Annotated in this window: 28 protein-coding genes, 1 tRNA gene and 2 rRNA genes; 18 read left to right on the top strand and 13 right to left on the bottom strand. The window is 62.9% G+C overall.

The window, feature by feature from the left end:
* Positions 1-732, bottom strand: coding sequence for a fumarylacetoacetate hydrolase family protein (locus EYW42_RS10840; RefSeq protein ID WP_135535302.1), 732 nt, complete (start codon positions 730-732; stop codon positions 1-3).
* A 107-nt stretch (positions 733-839) separates the two neighbouring features.
* On the opposite strand from EYW42_RS10840, the gene EYW42_RS10835 reads away from it, so the two are divergent.
* From EYW42_RS10835 to EYW42_RS10815, 5 genes are all read left to right on the top strand, one after another.
* Positions 840-3,620 carry a M14 family zinc carboxypeptidase gene (locus EYW42_RS10835; protein ID WP_135535301.1) on the top strand — a complete coding sequence of 927 codons (2,781 nt, stop codon included), beginning with the start codon at positions 840-842 and terminating at the stop codon, positions 3,618-3,620.
* 86 nt (positions 3,621-3,706) lie between these two features.
* Positions 3,707-3,781 (top strand) — tRNA-Glu (locus EYW42_RS10830).
* A gap of 473 nt (positions 3,782-4,254) precedes the next feature.
* Entirely contained in the window at positions 4,255-4,572 is a 318-nt protein-coding gene (locus EYW42_RS10825) for a hypothetical protein (RefSeq protein ID WP_135535300.1), read from the top strand.
* Positions 4,573-5,220: a hypothetical protein gene (locus tag EYW42_RS19820; protein WP_202613878.1), complete on the top strand. Its 648-nt coding sequence runs from the start codon at positions 4,573-4,575 to the stop codon at positions 5,218-5,220.
* Entirely contained in the window at positions 5,220-5,513 is a 294-nt protein-coding gene (locus tag EYW42_RS10815) for a PadR family transcriptional regulator (protein WP_135535299.1), read from the top strand. Before EYW42_RS19820 ends, EYW42_RS10815 begins: the two co-directional genes overlap by 1 nt.
* 220 nt (positions 5,514-5,733) lie before the next feature.
* On the opposite strand, the gene EYW42_RS10810 is transcribed toward EYW42_RS10815, so the two are convergent.
* Together EYW42_RS10810 and EYW42_RS10805 are read right to left on the bottom strand one after the other, a co-directional pair.
* Positions 5,734-6,735 (bottom strand): hypothetical protein, encoded by a 1,002-nt coding sequence (locus EYW42_RS10810; protein WP_161972940.1) that lies wholly within the window; start codon positions 6,733-6,735, stop codon positions 5,734-5,736.
* A 382-nt stretch (positions 6,736-7,117) separates the two neighbouring features.
* Positions 7,118-7,975 carry a hypothetical protein gene (locus EYW42_RS10805; RefSeq protein ID WP_135535297.1) on the bottom strand — a complete coding sequence of 286 codons (858 nt, stop codon included), beginning with the start codon at positions 7,973-7,975 and terminating at the stop codon, positions 7,118-7,120.
* Positions 7,976-8,211: 236 nt separating this feature from the next.
* Between EYW42_RS10805 and EYW42_RS10800 the strand changes: the two genes are divergently transcribed.
* Positions 8,212-8,673, top strand: a complete 462-nt coding sequence (locus tag EYW42_RS10800; protein WP_135535296.1) for a phosphopantetheine adenylyltransferase — start codon at positions 8,212-8,214, stop codon at positions 8,671-8,673.
* 31 nt (positions 8,674-8,704) lie between these two features.
* Here the strand turns inward: EYW42_RS10800 and EYW42_RS10795 are convergent, their stop codons facing one another.
* Positions 8,705-9,658, bottom strand: a complete 954-nt coding sequence (locus tag EYW42_RS10795; protein WP_135535295.1) for a TIGR03557 family F420-dependent LLM class oxidoreductase — start codon at positions 9,656-9,658, stop codon at positions 8,705-8,707.
* Between the two features lie 118 nt (positions 9,659-9,776).
* On the opposite strand from EYW42_RS10795, the gene EYW42_RS10790 reads away from it, so the two are divergent.
* The 5 genes from EYW42_RS10790 (at position 9,777) to EYW42_RS10775 (ending at position 12,970) form a co-directional block, all read left to right on the top strand.
* Entirely contained in the window at positions 9,777-10,058 is a 282-nt protein-coding gene (locus EYW42_RS10790; protein WP_135535294.1) for a hypothetical protein, read from the top strand.
* A gap of 292 nt (positions 10,059-10,350) precedes the next feature.
* Entirely contained in the window at positions 10,351-10,488 is a 138-nt protein-coding gene (locus EYW42_RS19485) for a hypothetical protein (RefSeq protein WP_161972939.1), read from the top strand.
* Positions 10,489-10,580: 92 nt separating this feature from the next.
* Positions 10,581-11,729, top strand: coding sequence for an ADP-forming succinate--CoA ligase subunit beta (gene sucC, locus EYW42_RS10785; protein WP_135535293.1), 1,149 nt, complete (start codon positions 10,581-10,583; stop codon positions 11,727-11,729).
* Positions 11,726-12,595, top strand: coding sequence for a succinate--CoA ligase subunit alpha (sucD, locus tag EYW42_RS10780; protein WP_135535292.1), 870 nt, complete (start codon positions 11,726-11,728; stop codon positions 12,593-12,595). The genes sucC and sucD overlap by 4 nt, the downstream gene beginning before the upstream one ends.
* 63 nt (positions 12,596-12,658) lie before the next feature.
* Complete coding sequence (locus EYW42_RS10775) at positions 12,659-12,970, top strand: nucleoside triphosphate pyrophosphohydrolase (RefSeq protein WP_135535291.1); 312 nt, start codon at positions 12,659-12,661, stop codon at positions 12,968-12,970.
* Positions 12,971-13,048: 78 nt separating this feature from the next.
* Here the strand turns inward: EYW42_RS10775 and EYW42_RS10770 are convergent, their stop codons facing one another.
* The 5 genes from EYW42_RS10770 to EYW42_RS10750 all read right to left on the bottom strand — a co-directional run bounded on the left by EYW42_RS10770 (position 13,049) and on the right by EYW42_RS10750 (position 15,999).
* On the bottom strand, positions 13,049-13,498 hold the full coding sequence (locus EYW42_RS10770; protein ID WP_135535290.1) for a hypothetical protein: 450 nt from the start codon (positions 13,496-13,498) through the stop codon (positions 13,049-13,051).
* A gap of 492 nt (positions 13,499-13,990) precedes the next feature.
* Positions 13,991-14,671: a hypothetical protein gene (locus EYW42_RS10765; protein ID WP_135535289.1), complete on the bottom strand. Its 681-nt coding sequence runs from the start codon at positions 14,669-14,671 to the stop codon at positions 13,991-13,993.
* A gap of 228 nt (positions 14,672-14,899) precedes the next feature.
* Positions 14,900-15,169: a hypothetical protein gene (locus tag EYW42_RS19815; RefSeq protein ID WP_202613877.1), complete on the bottom strand. Its 270-nt coding sequence runs from the start codon at positions 15,167-15,169 to the stop codon at positions 14,900-14,902.
* A complete protein-coding gene (locus EYW42_RS10755) occupies positions 15,169-15,465 on the bottom strand; it encodes a DUF7577 domain-containing protein (protein ID WP_135535288.1) in 297 nt (98 codons plus the stop codon). The genes EYW42_RS19815 and EYW42_RS10755 overlap by 1 nt, the downstream gene beginning before the upstream one ends.
* Before the next feature lie 42 nt (positions 15,466-15,507).
* Positions 15,508-15,999 carry a metal-dependent hydrolase gene (locus EYW42_RS10750; RefSeq protein WP_135535287.1) on the bottom strand — a complete coding sequence of 164 codons (492 nt, stop codon included), beginning with the start codon at positions 15,997-15,999 and terminating at the stop codon, positions 15,508-15,510.
* An 86-nt stretch (positions 16,000-16,085) separates the two neighbouring features.
* Between EYW42_RS10750 and EYW42_RS10745 the strand changes: the two genes are divergently transcribed.
* The 6 genes from EYW42_RS10745 to EYW42_RS10720 all read left to right on the top strand — a co-directional run bounded on the left by EYW42_RS10745 (position 16,086) and on the right by EYW42_RS10720 (position 21,061).
* The gene (locus tag EYW42_RS10745) at positions 16,086-16,658 is read left to right on the top strand and encodes a peroxidase-related enzyme (protein ID WP_135535286.1); all 573 of its coding nucleotides are present in this window, start codon (positions 16,086-16,088) and stop codon (positions 16,656-16,658) included.
* A gap of 155 nt (positions 16,659-16,813) precedes the next feature.
* On the top strand, positions 16,814-17,404 hold the full coding sequence (locus EYW42_RS10740) for an AsnC family transcriptional regulator (protein WP_135535285.1): 591 nt from the start codon (positions 16,814-16,816) through the stop codon (positions 17,402-17,404).
* A gap of 246 nt (positions 17,405-17,650) precedes the next feature.
* Positions 17,651-17,848 (top strand): heavy-metal-associated domain-containing protein, encoded by a 198-nt coding sequence (locus EYW42_RS10735; RefSeq protein WP_135535284.1) that lies wholly within the window; start codon positions 17,651-17,653, stop codon positions 17,846-17,848.
* Between the two features lie 483 nt (positions 17,849-18,331).
* Entirely contained in the window at positions 18,332-18,889 is a 558-nt protein-coding gene (locus tag EYW42_RS10730; protein ID WP_135535283.1) for a halocyanin domain-containing protein, read from the top strand.
* Positions 18,890-19,001: 112 nt separating this feature from the next.
* The gene (locus EYW42_RS10725; RefSeq protein ID WP_135535282.1) at positions 19,002-19,664 is read left to right on the top strand and encodes a uracil-DNA glycosylase family protein; all 663 of its coding nucleotides are present in this window, start codon (positions 19,002-19,004) and stop codon (positions 19,662-19,664) included.
* 146 nt (positions 19,665-19,810) lie between these two features.
* The gene (locus EYW42_RS10720; RefSeq protein ID WP_135535281.1) at positions 19,811-21,061 is read left to right on the top strand and encodes a glycosyltransferase family 87 protein; all 1,251 of its coding nucleotides are present in this window, start codon (positions 19,811-19,813) and stop codon (positions 21,059-21,061) included.
* Here the strand turns inward: EYW42_RS10720 and EYW42_RS10715 are convergent.
* Positions 21,033-22,202, bottom strand: a complete 1,170-nt coding sequence (locus EYW42_RS10715; RefSeq protein ID WP_135535280.1) for a J domain-containing protein — start codon at positions 22,200-22,202, stop codon at positions 21,033-21,035. The two genes, EYW42_RS10720 and EYW42_RS10715, sit on opposite strands and share 29 nt — an antisense overlap.
* A gap of 71 nt (positions 22,203-22,273) precedes the next feature.
* Positions 22,274-23,542, bottom strand: a complete 1,269-nt coding sequence (dinB, locus tag EYW42_RS10710; RefSeq protein WP_135535279.1) for a DNA polymerase IV — start codon at positions 23,540-23,542, stop codon at positions 22,274-22,276.
* Positions 23,543-23,614: 72 nt separating this feature from the next.
* On the opposite strand from dinB, the gene EYW42_RS10705 reads away from it, so the two are divergent.
* The gene (locus EYW42_RS10705; protein WP_135535278.1) at positions 23,615-25,237 is read left to right on the top strand and encodes a gamma-glutamyltransferase family protein; all 1,623 of its coding nucleotides are present in this window, start codon (positions 23,615-23,617) and stop codon (positions 25,235-25,237) included.
* Positions 25,238-25,336: 99 nt separating this feature from the next.
* Here the strand turns inward: EYW42_RS10705 and rrf are convergent.
* Both rrf and EYW42_RS19810 read right to left on the bottom strand, forming a co-directional pair.
* Positions 25,337-25,458: ribosomal RNA gene (rrf, locus tag EYW42_RS10700) — 5S ribosomal RNA — on the bottom strand.
* 111 nt (positions 25,459-25,569) lie between these two features.
* Positions 25,570-25,794 (bottom strand): 23S ribosomal RNA (locus EYW42_RS19810); the annotation flags it as partial.

Here is a 25,794-nt window from a genome sequence, read left to right as displayed (position 1 = left end):
TTACGGTTGCCGGACGCTGTGTTCTAGCGTTCCGACCCCCTCTATCTCGACCGCCACGCTGTCGCCGTCGGTGAGCGGGCCGACGCCTTCGGGCGTCCCGGTTGCGATCACGTCGCCTGGTTCAAGCGTCATGTACGTCGTGATCTCGGCGACGAGTTCGGGCACCGAGAATATCTGCCGGTCGAGTGCGGAGTCCTGGCGCGTCTCGCCGTTGACCCGGAGTTCGACGCTGGCGTCGTCGGGCACCTCGTCCGGCGTCGCCAGAACGGGGCCCACCGGCGCGGCCCCGTCGAACGCCTTTCCGCGCACCCAGTTTTGCTCCCGACGCTGGTCGTCGCGGTTCGAGACGTCGTTCAGACAGGTGTAGCCGGCGACCACGTCCATCGCGTCGTCTTCGGCGACGTTGCGACACTGTTCGCCGATCACGACGGCGAGTTCCGCCTCGTGTTCGATATTGTCTTTCCCGGCAGGGAGCGTGACGGTGTCCCCGTGACCGGCGAGTGCGTTCGGCGGCTTGAGAAAGAGAAGCGGGCGGTCTGGCAGGTCTTCGCCCCGTTCTTCGGCGTGTCGGGCGTAGTTGCGGCCCACGCACACTATCTTCGACGGTTCTGATGGGGGTAACACGTCTACCTCGTCGAAGTCGTACGTCTGTCCGCCGAAAACGACGCCGTTGGCTGTCCACTCGCCAGTTCGAACTGCCCCGGCAGGGTCGCGGAATCGAACCCGTTTCATGTTTCGTCAGTCGTGCGACGAGGGGTAAGTGTTTGCGGAAGGCGTAGCTACGTTTCTATCGAGAGGGAGAAAAACTATCATCCGCGGCGTCGGAACCACTCTATCGTATGGACAGAGACCCTCCCCGACCACCGTTCGACAGTCTGGATCGACGGGCGTTCCTCGGTGCGACGGCGACGAGCGCCGCTCTCTCGCTGGTCCCCTCCACCGCGGCGAGTGAGACGGCCGCGGACGAATCGGCGGTAGCGGCAGACGAACCGACGATATCGAACAGTCTCGCGTACGCGTACGAGGTCGCGGGCGAGAACACGACGATTCCGACGCTGATCGAACTCGACGACGTGTCCGCGCTGGCAACCGTCACCGAAGTCGACGCGGCGTTTCGAACGCTCACGGACGGCCCGGTCGCGGCACACGCCGACCTCTCTCCGGGCGATATCGACGAAGTCCGGACCGTCGACGGTGTGAAGTCGATGCGGTACGTCCGCGGGTCGAACCCGTTCTGGGTCCTCGGCGAGTATCCCGACGGGATCTTTCCCGCGGCGAGCGACAGCCGGGATTTCATCAGTTACGACCAGGCCGTCGACGGCCTGGACCTGCTCGAACACCGCAACTCCGACCGACTACGAGTCCGGACGGTCGGTCGCTCCCCCGGCGTCGACGACGAACTCGACGCCCAGGTTCGAGCGCGTCCCGTCCGGATCGCCGAGTTGACGAACGGCGTCCGCGACGGTGACTCGTTCCCCGACAGGGAAACCGTCGCGTTCGTCTGCTCGATCCACGGCGACGAACGCTCCGGCGCGGAGGCCGCACTACGACTGATAGAGGACGTGCTGGCCGGCGACGACGACGACCTCGGCCGCCTGCTGGACGATGTCGCGCTCCTATTTCTCTTCCCCAACCCCGACGGGTGGGTTACGCGGTCGCCCTGGTCGAATTTACAGAGCGGGGCCGATCCGTTCGACACGTTCATGCGACAGACCGGAACCGGCGTCGACCCCAACCGACAGTATCCCACAGTCGGCTACGTCGACCCGCAACACCACCCCGCCGAACCGAACGGGATCGATCTGCGCGACGACGGGGACGGTACCGGAGGGATAACCGACGCCGGATCGGCTTCGGCCGGAACCCATCCCGGCCGCGACCGGCTCGCCGTCGACCGGGACGTGACCGAGGAGTACCTGAAGACGGTCCCGGACTCGCTTTCCGTCGCGGAACGGCTCCGCGCGTACGACGTGTCGTACTTCGTGGACTTACACGGGATGTACGGGTCGGAAGCGTTCGTGAAGGGACTGGTGATGAATGGCGAGCAGTCCCCCGCGGAACTCGCCGACCTGCGGGCGCTGAACGAACGCGTCGACGACGTACTCTCGGAGTCCATCGGTCCGCTCATCGAGGAGCGACGCGACACGCTCGAAGACGTAGCCGCGGGAGCGCGCGGTCCCTCCACCGTTCCGGAACGGGCCTACGAGTACGGCACTATCGCCGACACCATCGACTACACGACCACCGGCGGACTGTCGACCTGGGCCGGACATCCCCTTGAGATGGGTGGTCTCGATGCGACGACGATATCGTTCGAGATGACGTTCGACAATCGCCTGAACAGAGTGATCACGTACCATCCCGAGATAGTCGACCTTCAGGTCGCGGCCTACCGGCGCGTCATCGAGTCCACCGCCCGCCACGCCGTCTCCTCCCCTGACCGAGCGGTCCGGGGCAACGATACGACGACGGGATACGTCACGTCCCCGTCGCTCGTCCGCCGTTCCGCCGATCTGCCCCACGAAACGGCCGGGGAGATGACGACCGAGAGGGACGGGGCAACGGCGAGCGGATCGAAAGCGGCCGAAACCGAACTCGTCGAGCGACGGGAAACCGCGTCCCTCGACTCCGGCGACGCCGAGACGCTGGCGTTCGACCTGCCCTCGGCCGCTCGGTCTGTGTCCGTCGATATCTCGGCGACGGGCGGTAGCGCGCCGGCCGCCCGACTCGTCGGTCCAGAGGGCGATGTCGTCCGATTCGCCGACAGCGCGGCGTCGCTCGCCGGCGAACGCTGGGTCGTTTCCGACCCCTCGGGCGGCGAGTGGGCGGTCAGGCTGGCGACCGGCGACGAGGACCCCGGCGGCGCGACGCGAGTTCGGGCCACCGGTGTCGTCACCGACGGCAGTCCGCCCGACCCCGAGCAGGCTCTCGGCTACCGACAGCGTCCGTACGAGGCGACGCCGTTCGAGTTCTTCGAGGTGTACGAGTCGGTGCTTGACGGCGGCGAGACGACGGCGCTCACCCCCGACGACGTTCGGGACGGCGCTCTGGTCGACGGCGATGATCCCGCGGTCGACTCGCTGGTCGTGATCCACGACGACGCGGCGGACGAGAGCTACGTCGACGCACTAGGCTCCTACGTCGACGCCGGCGGAACGCTACTCGTCACCGACGCCGGAACGCGACTTCTCGGCGGCCTCGACATCGCGGCGGTCGACGGGATATCGTCGGACGACGTTACCACGCTGACGAACCCGCTCTCGCTCGTCGGCTGGAAGTACGACGACCACCCGCTCCTCGACGGCGTCCGGGACGTCCAGCAGGAGCTCTGGACGTCGCCGTCGCTCGGGTACGCCGTTCAGGGTCAGGTTCCGTTACACGGCGTCAGCGCCGATGCCGTGGAGGAAGCGGGGGGAACAGTAGCGGCGGAACACGGCTCCACCGCGACCGTGGGATCGCTGGGTGACGGAGCTATCCACTTCGTCGGGTCGCTCCTGCCGCCCGCCACGCAGGAGAACCTCCATCCCTTCGGCGTCCACGACTACGCGGTGACTACGCTGGGGACGACGCTTCTCGCCAACGCGGTCGGACACGACCCGCCCTGGGTGGACGGATCGTGATCCGTGTGAATCACCACCAAAACCGCCCGCCGCTGGCGACTCCGGAACGGAACCGTTAAGTTACAGTGACCGAAAATCCCGGATGCGCTCCGTTGGTGTAGTCCGGCCAATCATTTCGGCCTTTCGAGCCGATGACCTGGGTTCAAATCCCAGACGGAGCACTTTTCAAGCGGAACGTAGCAACGCGGAGTGGAGCGAAGAAAAGCGCGCACGCTCTGGGATTTGAATCAGAGAAGTCGCAGCCCGCGAGCGAACGAAGTGAGCGAGCAGGAACGTCTTCGCGTGGTTCAAATCCCAGACGGAGCATACCCTTCTGCGTTTAGACGCCTAGACGAACTTCGATAGCACCCGCTTTCTATCAATACGTGATCTACCTTCTGGGAGTCATGGAATATTCTCGAAGACAGGCTTCGCGGACATCGTCTACAGCGGGCCATATGAATTTCTACCAATATCGAATCGTGACACGGTTTTGCTGCCGATAGGTGTCTGGAGTGACGAGTAATTTGTAGTAGATCTCTCAGAGTATGAAAACCTATATTTCCATCCTACTGAAGAAGATTATAATGACCGGATATCGGATTGATACTGAACGCTTTGCCAGCTATATCGTGTCTAAGGGGGTGAACTGGATATGAGTAACACTGGTGATCAAAAGTACTATATAAAATACACCAATGTCGAGGATGAAATTGCAAGGTTCACGCTCTATAAAAATAACACGGCAATTCGTGGATTCAACGAGCGTATTGAAAACGTTCCTGACGAGTACGACATAGATGATTACTTCTCTACACAGATCAACTCTAAAGAGCCTGATGAGGCCTATTTCAGCCCCGAGAACCTCGACTTCGATCCCGAATTAACCGAGCAAAAAAGAAACGAGAACGAAGAAGTGATCGATGAGTTCAAACGGTTACAATCATCTGCTGAAAAAGAATTAGAAGAATGAGTGGGAGTCCTGCACAGAACATTTTCTGAAAAGGCAAATGAGAACGGCCTCGTCATTAAACTTGAGTCAGACGCAGGAAAACCGACACTTCTTATGGGCGATATGCAGGATAGGAGCGCCCACCACGGAGAAAACTGGCTCGTTAAACAACATAACGATGGCAATATAGATCTAAATGCAGAGACACTGCCTATCGGCCATCACGGTTCAGATAAGACTACAAAAAATGGGTACGGCGACACAAGCAAGGGAAGTTTCCTTAGCACCGTTAATCCAGATCAGGTAGTTGTATCCAGCGAGTTAGAGAGTGAATATTCACATCCCAGAGATGAGGTATTAGAACGAGTCGAAGAGCACGGAATAGATGTCTTCTGGACGGGTGTCCATGGGACTATCTTCGGAAGTGAACAGATGCAGCGGTCGAACGCGGAGCCTGTACCCGACGATGAACCACCTGACGAACTGATCTCGACACTGCGGTTCGCATCCGACCAGAGCCTGTTGACGCCTTTCCCGCGAGTAATCGCACCGCACACTAACTGCGGAGATATCCCGTTTATACGCAGTATAAAGCGGGACAGACGGTTTATGAGCCAGATAATGAAGTGCGGTCATGTCGTTTTATCGCGATACGGAGGAGAACACTGATGCACGACTTGACCGGGTTTCAAAGAGACCTCCTGTACACGATCACCGGATTGGACGAACCGCACGGCCTTGCCATCAAAGAAGAGATGGAGGAGTACTACGAGACGGATGTACATCACGGCCGGCTGTATCCGAACCTCGATACGATGGCTGACAAGGACCTGGTGAACAAGAGTATGAAGGATCGGCGGACGAACGAATACGAATTAACGGACCGCGGACGGCGCGAGATCAAAGACCGTGCGGAGTGGGAAGACCAGTACCTCGCCGGCCGAGAGATACCTCGGCCGTAGTTAGGGTACAGACCCGTGCGAAGGGTTGCATCGGGAGCAAACCAGATAGATAGTGTCGATCGGGGTTCGCGAACGCGAGATGTGATCCCTCCCTGAAGGAGTGCTTTTTCGAACGGACGTGAGAAAACTGTGCGACGCGTGGTTTGGCAGACGACTCGCGCGACCGGGAAGCGAACGCAGTGGTTGCACCGGCCGCCCCGTTCCCGTCTAACTCCCCGCTTCAGGTGCCCTCTTCTTCGACCGTCGTGTCCTCGTTGGGTTCCAGCGATTCCATCATGCGCCTCGCCACTTCGTCGAACACGTCTCCGCAGTCAGTCGCCTCCAGGTTGTCCGCGTACTGAACGGTAGCCCTGACGCTCATCCGATAGTACTGCTTGCCGTCGGAACCCTCGTGAGGCAACCCCGCGATGTAGTAGGGATACTTGTTGTAGTACCGTGCCTCGTCGTCGCCAGCGGCCTCGGGTGCGGCCCGGATCAGCGGCACCGATTCCCCGCCGAAGTCGATCTCGTCGACCTGCTCTAATCCCTGCCCGTTTCCGAGTTGGATGTCCGTCGGCGAGTCGGTTCCAACCAGATCTTGCGCCGGGAGGATGTCGAACGCCTGCTGGTCACCGACGTGCCGTCGGATCGTCAGAGAATGGGTGTTGTTGACGGTCGCCGTGGCTGAAACGTTACCGGGGTATTCGAACGTGCCGACGAACGGCGACTCGGACTCGTCGTAGCGGCTGTATCCGCCCTCGGTCAACCCCGCGCAGCCGCCCGACTGGCTCCCATCTTCCTCGGAGTTGCCTTCGCCCGACCCCTCGGCCACCGCGATCGTGGCCGATGCCTCTTCGTTGGGGGTGATTTCGAACCGGTACTCGCCGCTCTCGGGGATCTCCACGACCCACGTGTCTGACGAGTCCGTGCCGTCGTTCAACAGGAAGTTCCCACTCCTGCTCGCGAACACCAGTGTAGTGGTTCCGTCGGCGCTGTCGACGCTCACTCGAACCCTGGCACCGGCCTGCAGGTCGAAGGTGTACGTCTTCGACTCAGACAGTTGCTCATCGACCCTGGTCTCGAAGGGGTCCTCCGTCGTCGGTTCGTCACCGTCCTCAGACGTGGCACCGTCCGTTTCGTCCCCGTCCGGCGTTTCATTGCCGTCCACGTCCCCGTTGCCGTCGCCGCCTTCATCGTCGTCACCGTCGCCGCCGTCTCCAGAACAGCCGGCGAGCCCAGCCACAACGGCCGTCGTCCCGATTGCTCGGAGAACCCGGCGCCGGTTCGGTGTGTCGGTAGGGTCCCCGGTCATCGGTCAACTCTCCACGTCGGACGAAGTCGTATCACTCTTGTACGTGTCATAGTTATGTTTCCTGGCTGACTTCTTATGCCGCCGGTGACGTAAATATAGACACTAAGTATGTAGTGACGAACAGAAACACCAGTGTCGCGTCGGCATGCACTGGTCAGTAGTGGTAGCCCGGGAGAGAGGAATATCTCAGCCGTCGGCGTTTACGGCTTGCCCGCCGGTTCGGCATGCGCTACGGTCAGCGTCGAACGCTCGCTCCCTGACGAAGTTTTTCTGTCGGCGCAACTGACGAGCGGCGCCCAGCGAGGGTCGACTATTACGCCGAGTCGACCTCTACTGCTATTTCGCGTTCCGCAGAGACGTGACCACGGACCGACAGAGTCACCGGCTCGCTCTCATACGTCGTGTACCTGGTATCGATTTCAAGTGTCGCCGTTACGTCGTCGCCGGCCCGGACCTCCCGGTCGACGATATGCGATTCGTCGTCGTCCTCGACCTGTTTCGTCGGCCAGTAAACTGCCGAGAGGAACCGACCGTCGCAGTCGGAGACGTTCGTCGCCGTCAGCGACACCGAAAGCTGCTCTCCCTGCGAGAGTTCCTCCGGAACCTCCAGAGAATCGAGTTCGAACCGCGGTCCGTCCGCTCCGAGGTGTTCCCGCTCGGCGTCGGGTATCGGCCACTCTCCGTCGTCCGCGTTCGCGGAACCCTCGTATCGGATCCGCGGGTTCGACGCCGACAACGGCGACGGCACCGCGAACGCGAGATACGAGGGGCCATCGCCGCCGAAACTCCGCCCGACCGGACCGCCGTCGTGTCCCTCGACCGTTCGGTTGATAGCGCCAGTAGTGTCCGGTAGTCCCGGCTGCCACGACTCGACCTCGGTTTCGAAGGTGAAGTCGGCGTCACGGAGGTCGCCGTCGGCCTGAACTGACGCGACCACGTACTGTCGGTCGTCTCCGGCGAGCACGCCGCCGGATCCCATCGTCGATTCGTACGTGACGGCTTTCCGGACGACGATGTCATCGACGGTGACGGCATCAGTGCGTGGCTCGTCGGTCTTACCGTCCGTCGAGGTGTCGGTGTTGTCGTCCCCTTGTTGCGGCGTCTGCGAGAGGCAGCCGGTGATCCCGGCGACACTACAGCCGCAGAGAGCGAGTATCTCTCGTCGGTTCATATTATCACGGTACAGCCCCAAGGTAAAACCGGTTTAGGAGACTCAAAGCCGCGTTTGACTCTCTCTGAGGGATTCTCTGGTTCCGGAATCCCCCATAAATTCCTCCTGTGCAGCCGTCTTTCTATCGAGATCACTGCATGCAGTTTCCGGGCACAGCCCTCTCGACCCCCGCACGCGTTCGGTGCCCGCTCGGGGATAGTCCCCAGACCTAACCGCACTCGGGCCGACCTAGCGGTATGCGTGTCGTCGTCGCCGGAACGTTCGGACCGATCCACGACGGGCACCGGGCCCTGTTCGAGAACGCGCTCCAACGCGGGGACGAGGGCGTCGTCGTCGGCGTCACGAGCGACGAGATGGCCCGCGAGTCCCGCGAGCGGCGGGTCCCCCCGTTCAGTGAGCGTCGAGAACAGGTGAAGACGGAACTGTCTGAGATCGACAAGTGGGGTAGAGACGTCGAACTCCGCGAACTCGACGACGAATACGGGTTCGCGGCGACGGACCCGTCGCTGGACGCGGTCGTCGTCTCGCCGGAGACGGACGAAACGGTCGCGGAGATAAACAGCCGGCGCGAGAACCGCGACCTAGATCCGCTGGAGACGGTCGTCGTTCCCTACGAAACCGCAGAAGACGGCGAACGTATCTCCTCGACCCGGATCGTCAGAGGTGAGATAGACGAACACGGTACCGTACTGAAGTGACTGCCGACGTACGACCGCGCGCTTGACCGTATCAGAACGACGGCATCACCTCCTCGGCGTAGAAGTCCAGTACACCCTCGACGTCGGGCGCGACCTGATGCAGGGTGACGTGGCTGTAGCCCGCCTCCTCGAACTGCTGGACGTTTTCTATGTGGGTGTCCGGGTCCGGGTCCGTGACCGTACTTCCCTCTGCGATGTCTTCTTTCTCGACCATTTGAACCGCCTGTTCGAAATGCTTCGGCGTCGGTAGAATGCCGCTCAGTTCCCCCGCGAGCGCGGTGTTTGGCCACCGCTCGTAAGCGGCCTCGACCGCTTCGCCCTCGGAATCAGCGTACGAGAGCGTCATCTGTGCGTAGCGCGGCCCCTCGCCCCCGGCGTCGTCGTAGGTCGCGGCCACGTCCTCCTGCGGACCCACGGAAACGAGGCCGTCGCCGATTTCGGCGGCGGTGTTCGCGGCCCGTTCGCCGTACGCCGACACCGGAATGTCGGGCGTCTCGTCCGGGAGTGTAAACACCTTCGCGTTCTCGACGTCGTAATGTTTCCCGTGGTGGCTCACGTTCTCTCCGGACCAGAGCTTCCGGATCACCGCGACGGCTTCCTCCATCATTTCGAGTCGGACCTCGTGTTCCGGCCAGTGGTCGCCGAGAACGTGTTCGTTCAGCGCCTCGCCGGTCCCGACCCCGAGGGAGAACTCCCCGGGAAGCATCGCCGCCGCTGTCGCCGCCGCTTGGGCGACGATAGCGGGGTGGATCCGCATGATCGGGCAGGTGACTCCCGTCGCGACCGGTATCGACTCTATCTCCTGTGCGACGCCGCCGAGCGTTCCCCAGACGAACGGGCTCTCGCCCTGCTCGCTGATCCAGGGATGGTAGTGGTCGGAGATTGTCAGGTAATCGAAACCGACCTCCTCGGCGTAGGCGGCGTACTCGACGAGTTCGTTCGGGCGGTGCAGTTCGCTCGATAGCGCGAAACCGAACTCTGGCATGGTTGTATCCCTCGAACGGGATTCCACGCCGAGCGGGAAAAGCGACAGTCCGACGCAGGGTTAGATAAAGATCGTGAGAGGCGAAAGTGCCACGGCACTCGCGTCCCGTCGTTAAGACGTGACTGAGTCCGACCGCGACTCGCTGGTTACGGAACTGCACGCCCACCTCGCCGCGACGGCGGAGTTGCCGATAGACCGCGACGCGAACCGCTGGATCGGCGAAGCGGAGGCAGTCGCTGCGGATCTCGCGGCGAACGACCTGTCGCCGGCTACCGTCGAGAAGCGCGTCGGTCACGTTCGGGACCTCCTCGAAGAAGTCGACGAGACGGACGATCCGGAGGCGGACAAGCGCGTCGCGTCCGCGCGGGAGACTGCGGCGCGGATATTGGAGGACAGGTAGCCGTCACTCGACGCACGATAGCCACTCCTCGACCGCGTCCGCGATCCGCGCTGTGGTGTCGTCCGGATCGATGTCGTGGTTACGCAAGTTCTCGTTGACCGCCTCCGAGTGGGCAACAGAGGAGTATCACGCCACACAGTACGGGCTCAAGCCGAAGTCGCCTGCGGCAGCGATCGGCTGACAGCGAAGACGACGGACACGCCCCGATGACTGGGACGGGAGTACCCACAATTCGAGGGCAAACGTTCTTGCATCCTGTGACAGTATTTAACATGCGCCTTCGAGGGGTAGAATGGAATGTGAGCATTGTGAACAGGTGAGCGACTGGATCGGCGATCAAAGCGAGTGGACGGCTATCAACGACGGCGCACCGGTGACACACGGACTGTACGAGTGCGAGCGCTGCGGACACAGACAGCGGGCTCACTAGCGCTAACCGACACCGTGTACAGCGACTGATACCACGGGTATCCGGCACGAATCGTCGGGATTTAAGCGGCGGGGCACCACGGGTTTCACTGTATGAAACTGCACGAGTACCAGGCGAAGCAGGTCTTCGCCGACGCCGGAATCCCGACGCCAGCGGCCGAACTCGCGGAGAGCGTCGACGAGGTTCTGGCTGCCGCCGAGGATATCGGGTATCCGGTAGCCGTCAAGGCGCAGGTACAGGTTGGCGGACGGGGTAAAGCCGGCGGGATCAAACTCGTCGAGAACGATGACGAGGCGCGCGAGGCCGCCGAGGACATCCTCGGAATGGACCTCAAAGGCATCCACGTGGACCGCGTGCTCGTCGAGGAAGCCGTCGACTTCACGAACGAACTGTACGTCGGCGTCACCATGGACCGCGGCGAGGGCAAACCCGTCGCGATGGTGTCGACCCGCGGCGGCGTCAACATCGAGGAGGTCGCCGAGGAGGACCCCGACGCTATCGTCCGCGAACACGTCGACCCCGCGTTCGGGATGCACCCGTATCAGGCCCGCAAGGCCGTCTACGAGGCCGGCGTCGACCGCGCCGTCGCGAACGACGTCGCGAGCGTCCTCCGGACGCTCTACCAGCTATGGGAGAGCAGGGACGGTAGCGACGCCGAGATCAACCCGCTGATGGTGACGGCCGACGACCAGGTCATCGCGGCCGACGCCGTCATGAACATCGACGAGGACGCGCTCTTCCGTCAGCCCGAACTCGCCGAGATGGAAGACGAGTCCGCGGGCGGCGACGCGCTCGAACAGAAAGCGGACGAGTACGGCTTCGATTACGTCCGCCTCGACGGGAACGTCGGCATCATCGGAAACGGTGCCGGTCTCGTTATGACGACGCTCGACCTCGTGGACCACTACGGCGGTTCGCCCGCTAACTTCCTCGACGTCGGCGGCGGCGCGAAGGCGGAACGCATCGCGAACGCCCTCGATATGGTGTTCTCCGACGACAACGTAGACAGCGTCGTGTTCAACATCTTCGGCGGTATCACCCGCGGCGACGAGGTCGCCCGGGGTATCAACGAGGCACTGGAGCAGTTCGACGAGATCCCCAAACCCGTCGTCGTCCGACTCGCGGGCACGAACTGGGAGGAGGGCCTCGAGATCCTCAACGAGGACCTCGTGACGGTCGAACAGACGCTCGAAGACGCGGTACAGCGTGCGGTCGAGTACGCAGAGGAGGTGGAAGCATGAGCGTTCTTGTAGATGATGACACCCGCGTTATCGTGCAGGGTATCACCGGCGGCGAGGGCAAGTTCCACGCCGAACAGATGATCGAGTACGGGACCAACGTCGTGGCCGGTGCCGTCCCCGGGAAGGGAGGCCAGGAAGTCGACGGCGTCCCCGTCTACGACACCGTCGAAGGGGCCGCGCGCGAGGAGGACGCCGACGCGTCGGTCATCTTCGTCCCGCCGGCGTTCGCCGGCGACGCTGTGTTCGAGGCGCTCGACGCGCCGATCGACCTCGCGGTCGCGATCACGGAGGGCATTCCGACGCAGGACATGGCCAAGGTGAACAAGCGCCTCGGCGAAGTCGACACCCGTCTGATCGGGCCGAACTGCCCCGGCATCATCACGCCGGGCGAGGCGAAACTCGGCATCCTGCCCGGCAACATCTTCTCTTCGGGCAACGTCGGTCTCGTCTCCCGCTCCGGGACGCTGACCTACCAGGTCGTCGACAACCTGACCGACCGCGGTCTGGGCCAGACGACCGCCATCGGCATCGGCGGCGACCCCATCATCGGCACGGACTTCGTCGACGCCCTCGAACTGTTCGAGGCCGACGAGGACACCGAAGCAGTCGCCATGTGCGGGGAGATAGGCGGCGAGGACGAGGAGCAGGCCGCGAAGTACATCGCCGAACACATGGACACGCCCGTCGCCGGATTCATCGCCGGCCGCACGGCCCCGCCGGGCAAGCGCATGGGCCACGCCGGCGCTATCGTCTCCGGTAGCGGCACCGGTACCGCCGAGTCCAAGATCAACGCCCTCAACGACGCGGGCGTCCCCGTCGGCGACACGCCCGAGGAAGTCGCCGACCACATCGAAGACCTGCTGTAAGCGGCGGTTCGCCGCTCCCGTTTTTGTCGACAGCTTCAATCCGTCCGCCGCCGAGCGACGACCATGGCTCACGAATACGATAAACTGGTCCGGGACCGGATCCCGGAGATAATCGAGGCGGACGGCGAGACGCCGGTCATCCACGCGGCGGAGGGCACAGAGTACGAACGCCGACTCCGGGAAAAACTCGACGAGGAAATCGCCGAGTTCTACGAAGACGGCCGCATCGAAGAGTTGGCCGACGTACTGGAAGTCGTGTACGCCCTCTGCGACCTGAAAGGCGTCTCGGCGGAGCGACTGGAAGCTATCCGGGCCGAGAAAGCCGAGGAACGCGGAGGGTTCGAGGAGCGTATCGTGTTAGATCGCGTGGAGTGATCCGACTTTCGCGTCAATCCTATCGGGTCCACCGGTTCGGGGGTCGGCTCTCTCGATCATTCGGATATCGGGGGTACGTCAGGCTTCGACCGCGACAACCCGGTTGCCACTCGCTGCTGCAGCGACGGCCGCCCCGAGCGCGAACCAGAGTGTCGACGCGACGCCGATACCCGCCAGCACGTAATACCCGTACGCGACGACGATATCCGGCGGCGTGTTGGTGGCGACCGCGTGATGGATCCACCAGTAGACCGTGTGCCGCGGAGCGGCGCTCTCGTATATCGTGTAGGTGAGTGTCGACCCGAGGAGCAGGCCACTGAGACTGCCGCTTAGCAGACCGTGAACGACGCGACTGAGGCGGGCACCGCCGACCATCGTTCCGGCCACGTAGCCGCCGGCAGGACCGGCGAGTATGAGGAGCGCGATCCCGACATGAGAAACCGGGAACGGGAGACGGATGGAAACGGCGGCGAGGACCAGCGAAACCGGCGGGACGAGCCCGAGACAGACGGTTTCGTAATCAAACATAGCGGTCGTACGGCCGCGGAGGAAGTGCACCTTTCGATCACAGAAGCCGAGCCAGTAACGCTCGCAGGCCGCCAGGGGACGTGGCGGCATCGGTACCGACATCATCAGGTATCGCATGAGAGAGAGTCGTCAGCCACCCCGTCCAGTTCGAGAACCTGACTAAAGTCACCGTTCGTCGGTTCGTCTCTCCGGTTCGAGTCCTCGGGTTCGAGGTCGAAGGTCCGACCCGGTTGGTTTCCCGGGCCGTAAGACGGAGCATGTCCGGTGTCTTTTAGCCCCACCTCGGCGATGGCGGCCGATAGCTCCTCGTCGGTGGCCTCCGCTTGGTGGGTAGTCGGGTCGTCAGATTCGTCGTCGTCCGGCTTTCAACCGGGATCGGGGTGGATTCCAGCCATGTTGCGGTTATAGTTATATCTCCTCAATCTCGTGTTAAATCTCCCACTTCTACAGCCGATAGGTTTCGAATATGGGCCGTTGACGGGGATCGGTAAATTACCGGAAGCCGAAAAACGAGAGAATGCGAGCGAGAATACCGCCTTCAGACGTAGTCGACTCACCGTCGCTTTTCTCCGCCGAACTCTCCTCGGCAGCGTTGGCCGGACCGTCTGAACCGGCGTCTATCGTGTCCTCTTCGATGGAACCCTCCGAACCGTTGCCGTCAGCGTCCCCGCTTTTGCTATTATCGACATCAGTACCGGCATCCGTTTCGTCTACGATGACTTCGGTCTCCGCGAACAGGTCTCCGGTATCGGCAAACGGGTCGTCCTCACTGTCGTCAGTCAACTCTTCGGTTTCGGAGGTTGGGTCCGCGGTTCCCGTCTCGACCCACCGGAACTCGTCGCCGTCGGCCCGCTCGGGGATCAGCAAACTTTCGATCTCTGATCCCGCCGTGACCGCTTCTCCGCCGTCGTCGTACTCCCCGTGGTCGTGGCCGTCCGCGTCGTCGAGTATCGAGTCGGCTGACGCATCCTCGTACGCTGCGAGGTCGTCCTCCTCAGTTTCCGCCTTGAGTTCGTTGAACAGCGTCTCTGCCGTCGTGTCACGAACTCTGTCCTCTAACGTAGGCCCCTGTGATCCGTTCCGCCGTCCCGTGTTTTCGTCGGCGGGGTCGTCACTATCCCTCGCGATCCCTCGTTCCTTCCCCGACGGCGTCCCCCCATGTGCTTCCGTCATGATCGTTTAATGTTCATAACGATATATTTTCCTTTAAATCTTTGCTAATGAAAAAGTGTTGTCAAAAGGAGAAGAAACGCCCGGTTGCACCGGATTAGAGATAGTACGGACGGTCTGGCGGGATATTTGAGCCAAACACTCTGCAACCGGATCCGGCGTCCGGACTGGATTCCGTCTTTCGTCGTCCGATGCGGCGTACGTCCGACGAGTTCCGCTAGCCGAAGTCAGCTAACTACACTGCCTGCAGACGCTGGCTGACGGTTCGGTGACGGACCCGCAGTGGTTACAGCGACCGTGGGGGCCGTCAGTTGACGAGATGCCGGGTATCACCGCTCGGAGGTTCGGTCGCGGGTCAACGCCGTGAACAGTCTCGATGCGGTCGAGCAAAGCGTCGTCGCGGAGTTTCGATAACCCGCGCCACAGGCCCAGAAACAGTAGTGTCGGCAGAATACTCAGGAACGCGGTCAGTAGGAGGCGAAACGCGATCTCGGCGTTCATCACCGACCGGCGAGCGGATCGGCACAGTCCCAACAGAACGTGTACATCGACTCGTTGACCGTGCCGCACGACCTGCAGGACACGGTCTCGGCATCAGTCGACGACTGGCGACCGGTCGTCGCGGCCGAATCACCGACGTGACCCGGCGGGGCCGTGTCCGTGGAACGGCCAGCGAGGCGTCGTTCCGAGGTGTCGTCTGACCGCAGATACTCGAGCAGAAGCAGCGGAATCACGACCAGCAACGGGACGAGCATGACCACCCCCACGTAGAGGATCACGGTTACGAACGATTCCATGTGAGGAGATAGCAAAGCGTCCTACTTAACCTCCACGGCCGTTCAGGCCGCTTTCCCGAGGCCTATCAGGGTCACGATGCTAGTGAAGACGCCGAGGGCGAACAGGACGTAGTTCGCGACGGGGTTTTTCGCCGGCGTCACGTCGAACGAGTACCGCCGCCGCGAGAGCGGCCAGAACGGGCGGATCCCCATCGGCGTGAGCACGTCACCGAGCATGTGCGTCAGGACGGTGAGAGTCCCGATCGTGAACCCGAACGCTCGGAGGTCCAGGCCGGCCGTCGCACCGAACAGTGGGTCGAGCGCCGACCCGACGAAACCGAATACTACCCCGATCAACAGAGCGAAAACGAACGAATGCGTCGGTCCGCGGTGCTGTATCAGGGGGAGTCGGTGGTCGCAGTCGGGGAGCATCGCCGTACCGACCATGATCGCTCCGCCGAGATACGCGGCGAGAGCGTTGCCGCGAACGACGAGCGCGGCACCGACCGGCGCATACACCAGCAACGCGATCCCGTAGTGGCCGAGTTGATACACGCTCGATCGTTTTTCGCGAACGATACCAAACCTGTCGATGCGCCGGGAGCGAAACCATGATAATCGCTACCGGTGAGGACTCCGGTATGGCGGACGACATCGAGGCAATGACGCGGTTCCCAGTCCCGGACGTCGACGACCTGCCGGACGACCTTCGAGAGCGGATCGAGGAGGAGACGGAGCGAAGCGGGTTCACGCCGAACGTGTTTCTCGCGTACGCGTATCGGCCCTCGCACTTCCGGGCGTTCTTCCAGTATTACGACGCCCTGATCGACAACAGCGAGTTAACTCGCGAGGAGATAGAGATGATAATCGTCGCCGTCAGCGGCGTCAACGACTGTTACTACTGCAACGTCGCCCACGGTGCGCTGGTCCGGATCTACGCCGAAGCCCCGCTTCTGGCCGACCAACTCGTATCGAACTACCGCAACGCCGACATCGGTGACCGCCACCGGACAATGCTCGATCTGGCGGTGAAACTCACCGAGAACCAGGCCGCCGTCGACGAATCCGATTTCGTACGCATGCGCGAGGCCGGATTCAGCGACCGCGCTATCTGGGACGTCGGAAGCGTCGCGGCGTTTTTCAACCTCTCGAACAGGATGGCACAACTCGCCGACATGCGGCCGAACGAGGAGTTCCACACGATGGGGCGTTGACAATTTCGTCTCGCTAGGAGCGAACTGTTCCCGTGAATTTCCGTTACAGTGCTGTCGATCTGGGTTCACCGAAAACATGGATCCAATTCACACATTTATTAAATTAACCGCCGGATGTCGAAAAGTGTTTAGGGAGGTCCGCCCAACTCCAACGTATGCGAGAACTCGACGAAACGGATCTCGGTATCTTGCGACTTCTCGTCGCGGACGCTCGCCGTCCGTACAGCGATATCGCAAAACAGGTCGACGTCTCACCGCCCACTGTCTCCGACCGCGTCGAACGGCTCGAAGAACTCGGCGTCATCGAACGGTTCACGCTCGATATCGACCAGTCAAAACTGAACGACGGCGTCTCGGTTCTCATCGATATCGACCTCAAGCCGGGTGCCGTGAGAGGGATCAAGCACAGTCTTGCGGAAGCCGAACAGGTCGAACACGTCTTTTCCACCGCTGACGCGTCCGTCGTCGTCCAAGCGACTGTCCGGCAAGACGAAGTCCAAGCGATGCTCGCAGACGCGATAGAAATGGAGAAGGTTATCGACTACGACGTCCGTCTACTCGCTGACTCTCAATGGAGTCCACATATCGACGGCGCGGAGTTCGCACCGGACTGTGACGAATGCGGAAACACGGTCGACAACGAGGGCGAATCGGTCCGGATCGACGGTCAACTACATCACTTCTGCTGTTCTTCCTGCCGAAGCAACTTTCAGAACCGGTACGAGCGGCTGAAGGAGTCCGCCTGAAACGTTTCTACCAGCGCCTGCACACCGTTTCGCCGCTTCCTGGGGCCCACTCGGTTGCAGGTTGAATTGAAGCTGATTTGTCTTATTGCGTGCTGAATACAGTCGGCATTGAATCCGCTCCGGTCGGCGTTCGCGCCGGATAAAACGGTCGTTTACAGCGTCAGCGTCCCCAGTGTCCTCTTTCGTTCCGGTTCGTTCGACCCTGATACCGTAACTATTCTAAGGCGACGACGCGCTATTTCTGGTATGGTGACAGAACTGACCATCGAAGGCATGACTTGCCAGGGTTGCGAAGAAGTCGTCGAAAAGGCGCTCGAAATGGCCGACGGCGTCGAGGAAGCTACGGCCGACCGATACGAAGACATCGCCAGTATCGAGGGCGACGCTGATCCCGAGATGCTCGTCACCAAAGTAGAGATGGCCGGATACGAAGCCTCAGTGTAACCCCCGATCTTCTTCGACAACGACGCTACCCCACAGTTACGACGCCCGAAGGCAGCGTTCGCAACGAACCGACTGCTCGGTCGGGCCCGTCCGACGGCCCAGTTCGGACTGACGCACGTCCGTCAGCGACGGCCTGTCTCGGAGATAGTCTCGGGAACTAACTGAATCAGGTCATCCGGGAGTATAACGATACCACGGCTTTTAACCAGTTCAGGTCGCCGTTTTCACGGGTTTCGGCGTCGTAGTAGTAGCTTGGTCTTTCCCTGTCGCACCGCTACCCTTGCCGATGACAGACCACACGTCACTCTGTGGGTTCCCCCAACTGGTGAGTAGTTCCGCGGTAGTCGGCCTGCAACGGCAGCGACACGGACGGCAGTTCAGGCGCGGCAGAGAGGACCGGATACGACGACGGGGACGGAAATTCATCTGTCACCTCACGAGTGGGTACCGTCATTTTTGTCGCCTGAGCCCCAACGATATACTATGGGATCTGAGAGACTGCTCGACCGGCGAACGTTCCTCCGCGTTTCGAGCGCAACGGCGACTGCGGCGCTCTTAGCGGGGTGCGGAGGTCCCAGTGGGGACGACGGGGACAGTAACGGAGAAGAAACCGACGGGGGTAACACGGACGAAGGAATGGAAGACACCGAAGACGGGAACGAGAGCGACGGCGATGGCGACGGCAGCGTCGATGCCGAAGTCGACGAGTACCTCTCGGACACCGACAACTACGACGGCGTCGTCGACGAGACGGGCAGCGGTGAGCTGACGGTTCTGGTCGGCGCGGAGGGCAACGGCGGCAACTTCGCGTTCGAACCGGCGGCTGTGCAGGTCAGTCCTGGCACGGAAGTCGTCTGGGAGTGGACCGGCGAAGGGAGCGTCCACAACGTTGTTCACGAAGACAGGGAGTTCGAGAGCGAACTCACAGACGAAGAGGGGGCTACCTTCTCGCACACGTTCGAGGAATCAGGTACCTATCTCTACTACTGTGAACCGCACCAGAGTCAGGGGATGAAAGGCGCAGTCGTCGTCGAATCGTGAGTCGACAGTCGTCCGGTCGTCACGGTGGCGGCCCGACGGTTACGAGTCGTCACCGCTGACGACGTTCACCCAAACCGCGGACGTTTTACTCGCTTCCGTCCTACCGGGTCGCGTGCAGAACGTTACTGACCGAACCCGTAACCCGTTCGGCATGTCGCCACCCTGTGACGCGCCCTGTTCGGCCGGCGGTCCCGAAGCCGTCCACGGGTACGGCGACGCCAACGCCGATTTCCACGTCATCGGCGACCACCCCGGCGTTCACGGCGGTCGGTCGACCGGAGTGCCTTTCACTGAAACCGACGGCGCTCGTCGCCTCCAGTCCGTGTTCCACGAGGCCGGGTTTCTCGATGCGGCGTACAGCGACGAACCGTCCGTCGAGAACCTCTTTTGCAGTTACCTCCACGCGTGCTGTGTTCCCGAGGGCGACACACCCGACGAGGAGTCGTACGGCCGCCTGGAACGGTTTTTCGACGCGGAGTTTCGAGCGATCAACGCCCACGTCCTCCTCCCCGTCGGTGAGCGTGCGACCCGCCACGTGCTAGAACAGTACACCGCGCAGGCTCACAAGATAGACGTCGACCCCCTGACGCTCCACGCGACTGAGGTCCACGGCCGCGGCTATCTCGTCGTTCCGGTGCGGGACCCTGCGGCCTGGACCGACACCGACCGCGACCGCCTCGCCGCTCGCCTTGCAGACGTTCTCAGTTCGGACTACCGGCAGGAAAGCGACCTCGGTCGGTTCCTCCCGGGCGATGAATCGTACCGGGTCCGGTGAGACTCCCCCGCGTCGCAGTGTAACTACGTCCCACACCCACCGCGGCCCCCGCAGGCCAGCATATCTCGGCCTCGGAACTGGCGACGCGAACCGCGCGTTCCGGCGGGATCCACAAAAGACGTATAGTCTCCCGCGAAGTGTTGGGTATGAAACGGGTTCGCGGTCGCCCACTCGGTGCCTGGGTCGTTCTCGCGACTGGGATCCTCTTCGGCGTCCGAACGGTCTATCTCATGCGCCAGGGCCGCGCGGACTGGCTCGCGCTCAACTACAAGGTGTACTACTACGCTGCGGAGGCCAGCATGGCCGGCGACCCTTTCTACGACGTGACTCCGCCGGGGTGGCCCGCGTACAAATACCTCTACCCGCCGGTGTCTATCCTGGCGTTTTACCCGTTCGCGCTGTCGGGTAGCTGGGTCCCTGGATTCGCCGTCCACACCGCCATCGCCGTGGCGACGGGCGTCGGCGGAGCGGTCCTGTTATGCCGGTACGTCGAGCGCGCCGGACAGTCGCTGTCCCGCCTCGACTACGGCCTCGTCGCCGGCTTTCTCGTTCTCTCGATTCACTCCGTGCCATCCGTGTTCTACGGGAACGTCAACGTCCAGTTAGCGGCGCTAACTGTCGTGGGGTTCGTCGCGCTCGACGCCGACCGAGAACTCGTCTCCGGCGTCGCCTTCGCACTCGCCGCGTTCATCAAGGTGTTTCCCGCGCTGTTCGGGGTCTGGTTCCTCCGGCGGCGGTCCTGGCGCGCCGTCGGCGCGGCGCTTTCGACCGGCGTCGGACTACTTGCCCTCGGTATCCCCCTCTTCGGCGTCGAGACGACGCGGACCTACTTCGACGAAGCGCTGCTTCCGCGAAATCGAGCCGACACCTTCGTCGGCGGTCTCGACCCGAACGCGGCGTACATCACGCTCCGTCGGCCGCTCTCCGTCGCCTTCCCCGATATCGACCCGACTGTTCTGGTCGTCGTCCCGTTTCTCCTGCTCGCGCCCGTCGTCCTCTATCTCTACACGAGCCTGAACGACCGAACCGACCGCCTCGTCGCCGTTCACGGGACGGTTACGGCGACGCTGCTCGCGCTCCCGTCGTATTTTATCTACTACGTCTATCTGATCTTCCCGCTTGTCGCACTCCTCTATCTCATGGAAACGGGGCCGGCCCGGAAGCTGTTCGTCGCCGGAGCCGTCCTCGCCAACTTCTCCTTTACTCTCAATAACGCGGAGAACGTGGTGCGACTGCTTCCCGAGATGGTTCGGCCGACGCTGTTCGCGGTCGTTCGGCCGGTGCTTACCCTCTCGACGCCGATAGAGTATGGAATGGTGCTAATGCTCGGAGCGTGCGTCGTCCACAGGGCGAGGCGAAACAGTTCGGTCAGAACAGACGCTTCAGCCGCGGCGTGACGAAGGCGTTGAACGGCAGCGCGACGACCGCACAGAGCGGCAGGACGCCGAACGCGACGACCGTCAGAACCGGGGAGTCGACGCCGGCGAGGTTCGCTACGAGGCCGACGGCCGGTGCCAGGACGGCGACGACGTAGAGGTACGTCGGCTGCCAGGCGAACGCTTTCCGCGTCGTGCGGACGACGACGAAGATGACGAGCGGCATGAGCACGGCCCCGGCGGCGATCAGGATTCCTGCCCCCGGTCGCCCCTCAACGAGCGCGCTCGACCGCACGAACCCTGACACCGACGTAAATCCGTACTCTCCTGTGAGCAGTGCACTGCGGAGTGCGGAAACGTCCGTTCCGCTCGCGCCCACCTGCGCGGCGAACTCCCGTAGTGCGTCGACGTGTTCGCGAGCGTACAGGCCGATGCCGGCGACGTACACGAACGCCGTCAGAAACACGAGCGGCCACCCGTAGTTGAAAGAGCGGAGGCGCTCGACCAGGCCGGGCCCGTCTGCCGAGGTCGCGCCGCCGGTTCCGCCCGCTGTACCGGTCGCCGACCCTGTTTTCGTCTCCGACGCCGCCGAGCGGCCGGTGCGAGTCGATGCGCCCGTCGTTCCCGTCGCCGACCCCGTGTTCGTCCGGGTGTTCGTGCGCGTGCGTGTACTCGTCGACGCGTCGTTCGACGTTCCGGTGGAGGCACCGGTCGTTCCGGTCGTCGACGAACCGCTCGCCGCTCCGGGGTTCGTTCCGGACGCAGTATCGGTCCCCCCGGCCCTCGCGGTCGTCGTGCGGCCGGTTCCAGCGCTGCCGGTCGACTTTCCTGCCCCAGCCGACGCCGTACTCGACGGTCCGGACGCCGCGACCTCAGTTCCGCCGCTGCCCGAGTCCGTCGGGTTCCACTGATCCGGGTCCGGTAACCCCTCCAGACGCTTCGCCACGTAATTTTTGTGCCCCAACCGGTCGTACGCCTTTCGTTCGACCGGGTCGTTGAGGGTATCGTACCCCTTCTTGAGGGCGGTAAATTGGGCGGGGGCGCGGGGGTCGTCGTTCAGGTCCGGATGCACCTCCTGGACCCTGCTGCGGAACGCCTCTTTGATGTCCTCCTGGGAGGCGTCTTCGGGGACACCGAGGAGATCATAGAAATCGTACGTCATAGAGAGTGTTCAGTGTCGGAAACGTACCCCCATCTTATATTTCCCCTGCAAATATTCTCTCCGAAAGTCGGTCAAAAATCAGTTAGTGACGCCTGTCCGGACGGTTCGTCGCCGGCGTCGCTCCCGCTGGCCTCGGAAGTATCGTCCCCAGCGACACCGTCTGTCGTCGCCGCGTGCTCGCTCGCGCCGTCCCATCCGTCTAGGCTGGTCTGGTCGCCTGCGGCGAAACTCAGGTTCGAGACGCGGACCCCGACTTTCCGGACCGGTGCATCGGAGAACTCACCGAGGAGATCGAGTGCCACCCTCTCGACGAGTTCCGGTTCGTCGACGGGACCGGGCAGCGACCGCGCCCTGGTGTTTACGTTGTACGGCGGCGTGACCGCTTTGATCCCGATAGTGCGGTACATCGCACCGTTGCGCCGAGCGCGGTCCGCCACGGCGCTGGCGAGGGTCCGGACCTGCTGGCGCTTCCGGTCAGCGTCGGTGACCGCCTCCGCGAACGCAGACTCCCGCGAGAGACTCTTCGGATCGCCCGTCGGCGTCACCTCCCGGTCGTCCTCGCCGCGGGCGCGGTCGTACAGCTCGCGCCCGCGACTGTCGAATGCCGCTTCGAGCGTCCGCGGGTCCGTCTCGGCAATATCGCCCGCAGTGTGTACGTCCATGTCTCGCAGTTCTCTGGCGGTTACCGGACCGACGCCGTGGATCTCCTCGACGTCGAGCGGTGCCAGAAATTCCCGCAGTTCGTCCGGATGAACGACGACCAGTCCGTCCGGCTTGTCGCGGTCGCTCGCCACCTTCGCCGTGCTCATGTTCGGCGCGACGCCAACGCTCGCGACGACGCCGACCTCCCGCTCGATGCGGTTTTTGACGTGGCGTGCGAAGCCGTCGGCTACGTCCCAGGCCGTGCGGTCGGTAACGTCCAGGTACGCTTCGTCGATACTGACCTCACGGACGACATCTGCGCACTCGTGGAGGATCTCCTTTACGTCCGCGCTCACCGACTCGTAAAAGTTCATATCGACGGTGCGGTAGTAGCCCGCATCGTCGAGGTCGGAGTCCTCGGAGGCGGCGGATCTGCGAGGTAGCCGCTCCAGCGCGGTCGTGATCGCCTGGGCACTCTCGACACCGTACTCTCGGGCCTCGTAGCTCGCCGTGGCGACGGCCCCCACGTCGTCTCCGGGTTCGTACCCCATCCCGACGACGACGGGTTCGCCGCGGAGTTCGGGCTCGCGCAGTCGCTCGCAGGACGCGTAAAAACAGTCCATGTCGACGTGGAGGACGATCCGGTTGCCGTCCTCCTCGGGGACGCCCGGCAGCCGCGGCCTGTCGCCCTCCGCCATGTCAGTGCGTTGGGGGACGAGCGCAATTAAGACCGTCGCCGCTCCTTTCACCGTTCGCGAGGTACGATACCTATGGACACACCGGATCTCGATCGATTCGACTCCCGTCGGTCGACGGTCTACGCGCCCAACGGCGTCGTCGCGACCAGCCAGCCGCTCGCCGCCCAAGCGGGTGTCGCGACGCTCCGGGACGGCGGCAACGCCTTCGATGCCGCGGTGGCGACCGCAGCCGTCTTCAACGTCGTCGAACCCACGAGCACTGGCCTCGGCGGCGACGTGTTCGCTCTGTACCGCACGGCGGACGACGATGTCGGGGCGATGCGCAGCTGCGGCGGCGCGCCCGGCGATGCCACTATCGAAGCCGTTCGGTCGGCGGTCGCCGAAACCGAATCCGTCGAACCGGCTGATGCGGCGATGCCGGAACGCGGTCCGCACACGGTGACGGTCCCCGGAACCGCCCGCGGGTGGGAGGCGACGCTGGACGAACTCGGCACTATCTCCCTCACCGAGGCGCTCCGTCCGGCGATCCGGTACGCCCTCGACGGCTATCCGGTGACGGTAGTGATCGCCCATCACTGGGCGGCCGCCGAGGACGTTTTTGATCACGCGAACGCGCGCGAGGCCTATCTCTTCGACGGCGACGCGCCGACCGTGGGAGACACCGTCCGACTACCGCAACTCGGGCGTTCGATGGAGCGCATCGCCGACCGCGGTGCCGATGCGGTGTACGAGGGAGACATCGCCGACGCTATCGTCGAGGAAGTCCGGACACGCGGCGGCCTCCTCACGCGGGAGGACCTCGCCACGTTCGAACCGGAGTTCGTCGACCCCATCAGCACGACGTACTGCGGGACTCAGGTGTACGAACTCCCCCCGAACAACCAGGGCCTCATCGCCCTCGAAGCGCTCAACATCGCCGAGGAACTCGGTGCAGGCGACCATCCAATCGACTCCCCGGACCGCGTTCACTACTTCACCGAGGCGCTGAAACTCGCCTTCCACGACGGTCACCGCTACATTACCGACCCGGAGTACGAGATTGTTCCGCCCCTACACAGCAAGGCGTACGCCGCGGAACGCGCGACCGCGGTCGGCGAGACGGCGCTTTCGGACATCGACGTCGGCGTACCGAACGCCAACGCCGAGGACGCCGACACCGTACTGCTCACTGTGGCCGACGACGACGGGAACCTCGTCGCCTTCATCAACTCCCGGTTCGCCGGGTTCGGCAGCGGACTCGTCGCGGGAGACACCGGTATCGCGCTGCAGAATCGCGGCGCGTCGTTCTCGCTCGATCCCGATCATCCCAATCACCTCGAACCCGGGAAGCGACCGTTCCACACGCTCGTTCCCGCCGTCGCGAAGTTCGACGAAGACGATTGGGCCGCCTTCGGCGTCATGGGCGGGTTCATGCAACCGCAGGGGCACGTGCAAATCATCTCAAACCTCGTCGACTACGACCTCCCGCTTCAGGCGGCGCTCGACCGACCACGGTTTCGGTACCGCGAGGTCGGCAGTCTCGCCGTCGAGGAACGGATGACTGACACCGTCCCGACCAAACTCGCGCGGAAAGGCCACGACGTGTCGATCCTCGAACCGTCGCTGTTCGGCGGCGCGCAGATCGTCAGGAACGACCGGGGGACGCTCTCGGGAGCGACCGAACCACGGAAAGACGGCGTCGCTCTCGGGTACTAAAATGATGATGCAATGCCGCCCGCGTGCGGTGTGGCCGTCGCTCGCGGTCGATATGAAAAAAGCCCATCCGGCAGGGCCGGACGGGCTGGTAGTATGAATGGGTGGCGGCGAACCGGATTTCCCAGAGACTCGCGTACTCCAGTACTCGCCGGAACGCTAGTGGGCTTAACGACCGTGTTCGGGATGGGTACGGGTGGAACCCCACTGCTATGGCCGCCGTAACGCCGACCCACGGAGTCGAACCGTGGTGGTATACCGATATCGGTGGCATGAAACCGTAATGTACGTGCAATCCAGGTAACGCCTGGACCCGTTCGTGGGTACAGTGCGATGAGTGTGTGGCATTGGTCTGTTAGTGCTCGCGGACTGAACGCCTCGTTGCCTTGGCGCGTACATCCCGAGTCTATCGAACCCGTCTTCTACGGGTGACCTCAGTGGTACCTCTTTTTCAGGTGGGTTTCGAGCTTAGATGCGTTCAGCTCTTACCCCGTGTCACGTGGCTGCTCGGTACGTGCCCTTTCGGACAACCGATACACCAGTGGTGACCATTCGGAGTT

The organism is Halostella pelagica (genome assembly GCF_004762015.1).
In the GTDB taxonomy this organism is placed as follows: domain Archaea; phylum Halobacteriota; class Halobacteria; order Halobacteriales; family Natronoarchaeaceae; genus Halostella; species Halostella pelagica.
The sequence above is the reverse complement of the archived record's forward strand: the minus strand, read 5'-3'. Positions and strand labels throughout refer to the sequence as shown.

What these genes read in the sequence shown, in the direction of transcription:
- EYW42_RS10840 (WP_135535302.1), bottom strand. Translation starts at nt 732, where the DNA reads ATGAAACGGGTTCGATTCCGCGACCCTGCCGGGGCAGTTCGAACTGGC.
- EYW42_RS10835 (WP_135535301.1), top strand. Translation starts at nt 840, where the DNA reads ATGGACAGAGACCCTCCCCGACCACCGTTCGACAGTCTGGATCGACGG.
- EYW42_RS10825 (WP_135535300.1), top strand. Translation starts at nt 4,255, where the DNA reads ATGAGTAACACTGGTGATCAAAAGTACTATATAAAATACACCAATGTC.
- EYW42_RS10815 (WP_135535299.1), top strand. Translation starts at nt 5,220, where the DNA reads ATGCACGACTTGACCGGGTTTCAAAGAGACCTCCTGTACACGATCACC.
- EYW42_RS10805 (WP_135535297.1), bottom strand. Translation starts at nt 7,975, where the DNA reads ATGAACCGACGAGAGATACTCGCTCTCTGCGGCTGTAGTGTCGCCGGG.
- EYW42_RS10800 (WP_135535296.1), top strand. Translation starts at nt 8,212, where the DNA reads ATGCGTGTCGTCGTCGCCGGAACGTTCGGACCGATCCACGACGGGCAC.
- EYW42_RS10795 (WP_135535295.1), bottom strand. Translation starts at nt 9,658, where the DNA reads ATGCCAGAGTTCGGTTTCGCGCTATCGAGCGAACTGCACCGCCCGAAC.
- EYW42_RS19485 (WP_161972939.1), top strand. Translation starts at nt 10,351, where the DNA reads ATGGAATGTGAGCATTGTGAACAGGTGAGCGACTGGATCGGCGATCAA.
- sucC (WP_135535293.1), top strand. Translation starts at nt 10,581, where the DNA reads ATGAAACTGCACGAGTACCAGGCGAAGCAGGTCTTCGCCGACGCCGGA.
- sucD (WP_135535292.1), top strand. Translation starts at nt 11,726, where the DNA reads ATGAGCGTTCTTGTAGATGATGACACCCGCGTTATCGTGCAGGGTATC.
- EYW42_RS10775 (WP_135535291.1), top strand. Translation starts at nt 12,659, where the DNA reads ATGGCTCACGAATACGATAAACTGGTCCGGGACCGGATCCCGGAGATA.
- EYW42_RS10770 (WP_135535290.1), bottom strand. Translation starts at nt 13,498, where the DNA reads ATGTTTGATTACGAAACCGTCTGTCTCGGGCTCGTCCCGCCGGTTTCG.
- EYW42_RS10765 (WP_135535289.1), bottom strand. Translation starts at nt 14,671, where the DNA reads ATGACGGAAGCACATGGGGGGACGCCGTCGGGGAAGGAACGAGGGATC.
- EYW42_RS19815 (WP_202613877.1), bottom strand. Translation starts at nt 15,169, where the DNA reads ATGAACGCCGAGATCGCGTTTCGCCTCCTACTGACCGCGTTCCTGAGT.
- EYW42_RS10755 (WP_135535288.1), bottom strand. Translation starts at nt 15,465, where the DNA reads ATGGAATCGTTCGTAACCGTGATCCTCTACGTGGGGGTGGTCATGCTC.
- EYW42_RS10745 (WP_135535286.1), top strand. Translation starts at nt 16,086, where the DNA reads ATGGCGGACGACATCGAGGCAATGACGCGGTTCCCAGTCCCGGACGTC.
- EYW42_RS10740 (WP_135535285.1), top strand. Translation starts at nt 16,814, where the DNA reads ATGCGAGAACTCGACGAAACGGATCTCGGTATCTTGCGACTTCTCGTC.
- EYW42_RS10735 (WP_135535284.1), top strand. Translation starts at nt 17,651, where the DNA reads ATGGTGACAGAACTGACCATCGAAGGCATGACTTGCCAGGGTTGCGAA.
- EYW42_RS10730 (WP_135535283.1), top strand. Translation starts at nt 18,332, where the DNA reads ATGGGATCTGAGAGACTGCTCGACCGGCGAACGTTCCTCCGCGTTTCG.
- EYW42_RS10720 (WP_135535281.1), top strand. Translation starts at nt 19,811, where the DNA reads ATGAAACGGGTTCGCGGTCGCCCACTCGGTGCCTGGGTCGTTCTCGCG.
- EYW42_RS10715 (WP_135535280.1), bottom strand. Translation starts at nt 22,202, where the DNA reads ATGACGTACGATTTCTATGATCTCCTCGGTGTCCCCGAAGACGCCTCC.
- dinB (WP_135535279.1), bottom strand. Translation starts at nt 23,542, where the DNA reads ATGGCGGAGGGCGACAGGCCGCGGCTGCCGGGCGTCCCCGAGGAGGAC.
- EYW42_RS10705 (WP_135535278.1), top strand. Translation starts at nt 23,615, where the DNA reads ATGGACACACCGGATCTCGATCGATTCGACTCCCGTCGGTCGACGGTC.